The organism is Streptomyces ossamyceticus (assembly GCF_001418475.1).
In the GTDB taxonomy this organism is placed as follows: Bacteria; Actinomycetota; Actinomycetes; order Streptomycetales; family Streptomycetaceae; genus Streptomyces; species Streptomyces ossamyceticus.
This window is the reverse complement of sequence record NZ_LIQX01000446.1, coordinates 1-5,328: the sequence shown is the minus strand read 5'-3', so window position 1 is coordinate 5,328 and position 5,328 is coordinate 1. Positions and strand designations below refer to the sequence as shown.

General features: G+C 71.3%; 5 protein-coding genes and 1 pseudogene. 5 read left to right on the top strand and 1 reads right to left on the bottom strand.

Annotated features, from left to right (window positions below):
* Positions 1-478: oligopeptide/dipeptide ABC transporter ATP-binding protein (locus tag AOK15_RS28955; RefSeq protein WP_167738869.1), on the top strand; the 478-nt coding region annotated here is incomplete at its 5' end.
* 165 nt (positions 479-643) lie between these two features.
* Here the strand turns inward: AOK15_RS28955 and AOK15_RS28950 are convergent.
* A complete protein-coding gene (locus AOK15_RS28950; RefSeq protein ID WP_055521297.1) occupies positions 644-2,761 on the bottom strand; it encodes a S9 family peptidase in 2,118 nt (705 codons plus the stop codon).
* Between the two features lie 227 nt (positions 2,762-2,988).
* Here AOK15_RS28950 and AOK15_RS28945 point away from each other — a divergent pair, with 227 nt between their 5' ends.
* The 4 genes and pseudogenes from AOK15_RS28945 to AOK15_RS28930 form a co-directional block, all read left to right on the top strand.
* A complete protein-coding gene (locus AOK15_RS28945; protein WP_055521296.1) occupies positions 2,989-3,183 on the top strand; it encodes a hypothetical protein in 195 nt (64 codons plus the stop codon).
* Positions 3,184-3,278: 95 nt separating this feature from the next.
* On the top strand, positions 3,279-4,211 hold the full coding sequence (gene mshB / locus AOK15_RS28940; protein ID WP_055521295.1) for an N-acetyl-1-D-myo-inositol-2-amino-2-deoxy-alpha-D-glucopyranoside deacetylase: 933 nt from the start codon (positions 3,279-3,281) through the stop codon (positions 4,209-4,211).
* 64 nt (positions 4,212-4,275) lie between these two features.
* Positions 4,276-4,707 carry a DUF6113 family protein gene (locus AOK15_RS28935; RefSeq protein WP_079058767.1) on the top strand — a complete coding sequence of 144 codons (432 nt, stop codon included), beginning with the start codon at positions 4,276-4,278 and terminating at the stop codon, positions 4,705-4,707.
* Between the two features lie 160 nt (positions 4,708-4,867).
* Positions 4,868-5,328 (top strand): annotated as a pseudogene (locus tag AOK15_RS28930) (hypothetical protein); the annotation flags it as partial.

Here is a 5,328-nt window from a genome sequence, read left to right as displayed (position 1 = left end):
GGTGATCAACGTGCTGGAGCGGCTCCAGGGGGAGTTCGGGCTGAGTTACGTCTTCATCGCGCACGACCTGTCGATCGTGCGGCACATCTCCGACCGGGTGGGCGTGATGTACCTCGGCCGGATCGTCGAGATCGGCCGCGACGCCGAGATCTACGACCACCCCACCCACCCCTACACCCAGGCTCTGCTGTCCGCCGTGCCCGTCCCCGACCCCGAGGCCCGGGAACACCGCGAACGGATCATCCTCTTCGGTGACGTGCCCTCCCCGACGAACATCCCGTCCGGGTGCCGCTTCCGCACCCGCTGCTGGAAGGCCCGCGAGAAGTGCGAGCGGGAGGTGCCCCCGCTCGCGGTACCGGCGGAGTTCCGGCACGGGCTCGGCCCGGCCGCCCATGACTCCGCCTGCCACTTCGCGGAGGAGAAGCAGGTCGTCCCGCCGGAGGAACCGCTGGACGATCATGCCGAGGGAGCCGTATAGCCGTACAAACGCACACCAACCGCGTTAACACACAGGCAACTTGGCCGACGTCGTTCCGATATACGGACGCGCGAAGCTGAACAGCGTACGGCCGTGCGGGTGCCGTAAACGGGCCGGGGCGCGCCATGTCGCCCCGGCCCGTTGCCGTGCCCGCTCCCCGGGGCGCTACCCCAGCCCCAGCGACCGCTTCAGGAAGTCCACCTGGAGCAGCAGCAGGTTCTCCGCCACCTGTTCCTGCGGGGTGATGTGCGTGACCCCGGAGAGCGGCAGCACCTCGTGCGGGCGGCCGGCCGCGAGGAGTGCGGAGGACAGTCGCAGGGCGTGCGCGAAGACCACGTTGTCGTCGGCCGTGCCGTGCACGATCATCAGTGGCCGGTGCGGCGGCGCGGGCGAGGAGAGCCCGCCGTCCGTCACCAGCGAACTCCCCGCGTACGCCTTCGGGTTCGCGGCCGGATCGCCGAGATACCGCTCCGTGTAGTGGGTGTCGTACAGCCGCCAGTCGGTGACCGGGGCGCCCGCGATCCCGGCGTGGAAGACGTCCGGGCGGCGCAGCACGGCCAGCGCGGCCAGCCAGCCGCCGAACGACCAGCCGCGGATCGCCACCCGCGACAGATCGAGGGGATGCGACCGCGCGAGGTCCCGCAGCGCGTCCACCTGGTCGTCCAGCGAGAGCGTGAAGTCGCCGTCGATCGCCTTCTCCCACGCGGGGGAGCGGCCCGGTGTGCCCCGCCCGTCGGCGACCACCACCGCGAAACCCTGGTCGGCGAACCACTGCGAGGTGAGGTGCGCGTTGTGCGCCGCCAGTACCCGGGGGCCGTGCGGACCGCCGTAGGGGTCCATGAGGACCGGCAGGGGTGTGACGCCGTCGTAGTCCCTCGGCATAAGCAGGGCGCACGGTACGCGGCGTGTGCCCCCCTGTGTGAACTGCACGCGCGGGGACATACCGGGGTTTTCCGCGCAAGTCGCCACGGTGGCCACCTGCTTGCCCTCCCGCAACACCCGCACCTGGGACCCCGCCCGGTCCGGCACGGCGGACACCAGGACCGTCACGGCGCCGGAACGCACCGCCGAGTGCACCCCGGGCTCCTCGGAGACCCGCTCCACCCCCAGCTCGTTCACCCGGTAGACGTGCACCTGGCCGATCTCCGGCTCGGCGGCCCTCTCGCCCGCCGACGCCGAGACCAGCACATCGTCGTCGGACACGTCCAGCACCGCCCGGACGTGCAACTGCGGCCCCGTCAGCGGGCGTTCGCCCACCGCCAGCACCCGCGCGCCGCCCTCGTCCGCGACACGCACGAGCCGCCCCGACGGACTCCACGAAGGCACTCCGGGGAAAAGATCAAGCCAATGTGGATCTTCGTCGGCATGCACCATCCTGGTCACCCCGGTGTCCGGGTCCACCGCCAGGAACAGCTGGCTGCGCTGGTCCCGCGCCTGCACCAGGAGCAGCGGTGCTCCCGCCCCTGACCAGTGCACATGCGCCAGATACGGATAGCGGGCCCGGTCCCACGCGACCTCCGTGCGCGTCCCGGCGAGGTCGGTCACGAAGAGCCGCACCTCCGCGTTGGCGGTGCCGGCCGCCGGATACGGCACCCGCTGCGGGTCCCTTTCCGGCTGCGCGGGGTCCGAGATCCACCAGCGACGCACCGGCGTGTCGTCCACACGCGCCACGAGCAGCCGGTCCGACTCCGGTGACCACCAGAAACCACGTGAACGGCCCATCTCCTCGGCCGCGATGAACTCCGCCAGACCGTGGGTGACGTTCTCCGCCCCCTCCTCGGTGAGCGCCCGGTCACCGCCGCCCTCCGCCACCACCACCCGCAGCGTGCCCCGGGTGACGTACGCGACGTACCGGCCGTCGGGGGAGGGGCGCGGGTCGATCACCGGTCCGGGGACGTCGAGTCCACGTGCCGTGCCCGCCCGCAACTCCGCCACGAAAAGCCGCCCTGACAAGGCGAAAGAGGCCAACTCCACGGCCGCGTCGGTCGCATAGCCGACGATTCCGGCGCCGCCCTCGCGGCTGCGCTCGCGGCGCGCCCGCTCCTCGGCGGACAACTCCTCGGACGAACCGCGCAGCAGCGCCCCCGGGTCGGCCGCCACCCGCTCGGAACCTTCCGGGAGGTCCAGTACCCACAGCTTGTTGGCCCGGTCGGTACCGGACGAGGAACGCAGGAACACGACACGGGAACCATCGGGAGCGACGGAGAACGCGCGCGGCGCGCCGAGACTGAAACGCTGTGTCCGGGCGTGCCGACGGGGGAAGGACTCGGGCTCGGTCGTCATGTGTCGACCATATTGGCCATGCGCCCCCTTGTGCGGCTGTGCGCCGATCGATGCGCGCGTTTGGATAGTTATGATCACTACCGCTGAGTGGGTATGAACCTGCTGGCTGCTGTACGGATTCACAACTGCGTCACCCGCGTCATCGTCCGACGACGTCCTCACCGTCGCCGTTCGACAACTGCTTCACCCCCCAGGTCCCAGGGAAACTTTTTTGGAGGTGAGCCGCCGTGGCACTCTCGATTTCGGCGGTGGTGCTGCTGGCGATCATCGTCTTCATCCTGATCAAGAAGTCAGGGCTGAAGGCACCACACGCGATCATCTGCATCCTGCTCGGGTTCTACCTCTCCTCGTCGACCATCGCGCCGACGATCAACGACCTGACCACCAACATCGCGGGCATGATCGGCAGCATCAAGTTCTGAGACCTTCGACCGCCCCCGGGCCCGCCCTCGCGCCCGTTCCCGTGCGTGCCCGCGCCCCGCGCGGGCACGGATCGGGCGCCTCGTAGGGTGGGCCCATGACGGATCTGCCCGCCCGCCGACTGCTCCTGGTGCACGCGCACCCGGACGACGAGTCGATCAACAACGGCGCGACCATGGCCAAGTACGCGGCCGAGGGAGCACGGGTGACGCTGGTGACCTGCACCCTCGGTGAGGAGGGCGAGGTCATCCCGCCCCACCTCGCGCATCTCGCGCCCGACCGCGACGACGCCCTGGGCCCCTACCGGGTGGGTGAGCTGGCCGAGGCCATGAAGGAGCTCGGCGTCACCGACCACCGCTTCCTCGGCGGCCCCGGCCGCTACCGCGACTCCGGGATGATGGGCGTCGCACAGAACGAGCGGCCCGGCGCCTTCTGGTCCGCCGATGTCGACGAGGCCGCCTCCCACCTCGTGGCGGTCGTCCGGGAGGTACGCCCCCAGGTCCTCGTGACCTATGACCCGAACGGCGGCTACGGCCACCCCGACCACATCCAGGCCCACCGCGTCGCCATGCGCGCCGTCGACCTCGCCGCCGACCCCGGCTTCCGCCCCGATCTGGGCGCCCCCTGGGAGATCGACAAGGTCTACTGGAACCGGGTGCCGCGCGGGGTGATCGTCGAGGGCTTCGCCCGGCTCCGCCGCGACCTCGCCGAACCCGGCCGGCTGCCCTTCGAGCGGGCCGCCGACGTCGCCGACGTGCCGGGCGTGGTGGACGACCACATCGTCACCACCGAGATCGACGGCTCCGGCTTCGCGGCAGCGAAGGCCGCCGCGATGCGTGCCCACGCCACCCAGATCGAGGTCGCCGAACCCTACTTCGTCCTCTCCAACGAGCTGGCCCAGCCCCTCCTTGCCACCGAGTACTACGAGTTGGTGTGCGGCGGACGCGAAGGCGGCAGCCGGGAGAGCGACTTGTTCGAGGGGATTCCCGGCAGGTCTTTCGAGGAAGTCCAGAACGGAACGGGCCTGTGATGCGTACGACTGTGTATGACGAACGAGTGGCACGTCCGCGCGACGGCCGAGAGGCGGTCGTGCGATGAAGCCGACCCAGCCGCCCACGGGCGGACAAGGCGGCATGCTCGCCCAGCCGTTGACCCTGCCCTCGCTCCCGCGGATCGCCGCCTACCTGGGCCTCCTCCTGCTGGGAGCCCTGCTCGGGGTGGCCGGCGGGCTCGCCCAAGCGGCCTGGTTCCCGCTCGGATTGCTGCTGGCACTGATCGCCGCGGCCGGGCTCTTCCTGGGCGGTGCCCGGGCGACGGGCGGCAGGGCGGGGGCCGTTGCGCCGGCCGCCGGCTGGATGATCTCCGTGGTGCTGCTGACCTCCACCCGGCCGGAGGGCGACTTCCTCTTCGCCGCAGGAGTCGGCTCGTATCTCTTCCTGCTCGGCGGTATGGCTGTGGCTGTGATGTGCGCCACCCTTGGGTGGGGGCGGCAACCGGCCGGGTCCGACGCCCGACTTGGGAAGTGACGTACTACTTCGCCGCAGTCGGGGGGTGCGGGTCCGGTGTGGGTTTCCCACGCGGTCGTGGGATACGCGCCGGAAGTGGCCAGTATGGTGGTGCGCGCCGCCGAGCTGCCCGCTGAGTTGAGGTCGTGACGGGCGGCGGAGCAAACCGGGAGAACCTGCCTTGAGTCGTGAAACTGACACTTCGTCCTCCGGGGCCAATGGGCGCGGGAGCACCGCGTACCCGTCGGGGACACCGCCGTACGGCACACCCATGGCCACCGAGGCCGGTGCCGAAGCGGCCCGGTCGGCCGCAGGCGAGCGGCCGGACGGCCCCAAGACCGAGACCACGCTGACGACGCGGGTCCGGATCAACATCCCCGGGTCCCGGCCCATCCCGCCGGTCGTCGTGCGCAAGCCGGTCGGTGACGGCGAGGGCCCGGCGGACGACGCCGGATCCGAGTCGGAGACCACCGGCACCACGGCCATGCCCGTGCTGACGAACACCCCGGCGCCCGTGCCGGAGCCGTCCCCGGCGGCCGACGACAAGCCGGCGAGCGACTGGTTCGCGCCACGCAAGAGCGCGCCTGCGGGCAAGGGCCCGAGCGGCGGCCACAGCAACGGCGCCGGGTTCTCCGCCGGTGC

Coding starts and splice junctions, on each gene's coding strand:
- AOK15_RS28935 (WP_079058767.1), top strand. CDS start 4,276: ATGAAGCCGACCCAGCCGCCCACGGGCGGACAAGGCGGCATGCTCGCC.
- mshB (WP_055521295.1), top strand. CDS start 3,279: ATGACGGATCTGCCCGCCCGCCGACTGCTCCTGGTGCACGCGCACCCG.
- AOK15_RS28950 (WP_055521297.1), bottom strand. CDS start 2,761: ATGACGACCGAGCCCGAGTCCTTCCCCCGTCGGCACGCCCGGACACAG.